The organism is Bacillus sp. LR--39, from assembly GCF_053613335.1.
Genome location: NZ_JBSIOT010000805.1, coordinates 1 through 736, shown reverse-complemented (window position 1 = coordinate 736; position 736 = coordinate 1). Strand labels below are relative to the sequence as shown.

Here is a 736-nt window from a genome sequence, read left to right as displayed (position 1 = left end):
GCTGCTGTCCGGTAAGCCTCAAGAAAAGAATCATCCTCTGTAAAAGCGTCAAGCGGAATATTAAAGGAATAGCCATATCCTTTTCCGCTGCCTTTTTCTTGGATCTGACCGGTTCCAGGGAATAAATACCTTCCTGTTTCATGAATGGACAGCGTGCATACGTCAGGATTATCGTAAAATGTAAATTGCACACCGTCCCCGTGGTGGGCGTCCGTATCAATATAAAGCACTCTGGCGCTATATTTTTTCTGGATATATTGAATAGCCACAGCGCTGTCGTTGTATATGCAGAATCCTGATGCTCTCCCGCGAAAGCCGTGATGAAGCCCTCCGCCAAGGTTTGCCGCATGCAGGGCTTGTCCTGACATGACCCAGTCTGCGGCCGTTAAAGTGCCGCCGACCAAGAGTGATGCCGCTTCGTGCATGCCGGCAAAGACGGGTGTGTCTTCAGTGCCGAGCCCGTAGCTTTCTCCTTCTTCAGCGGGAAGCTTTCCGGCGCCCGCAAGCTTTACGGCCTGAATGTAATCGTCCGTGTGGACAAGGGAAAGCTCCTCTTCTGAAGCGAGTCTGGGGGTGACAATGTCTCCATCATCAAAGGCATTGATCGTCTTAAGCAAATCATATGTTAACAGAACCCGCTGCTGATTAAAGGGATGCTCCTGATGAAACATATAGGTTTGGTAGGATGGAGAATAGATAAATACACTGTCTCTCATAGCAGATCCCTTTGCTCTGA

Annotated in this window: 1 protein-coding gene; it reads right to left on the bottom strand. The window is 49.2% G+C overall.

Annotation, left to right across the window (positions count from 1 at the left end):
• On the bottom strand, positions 1-716 hold a 716-nt coding region (locus ACWHAR_RS26655), incomplete at its 3' end, for an acetoin utilization protein AcuC (protein ID WP_452088374.1).
• Between the last annotated feature and the right edge of the window lie 20 nt (positions 717-736).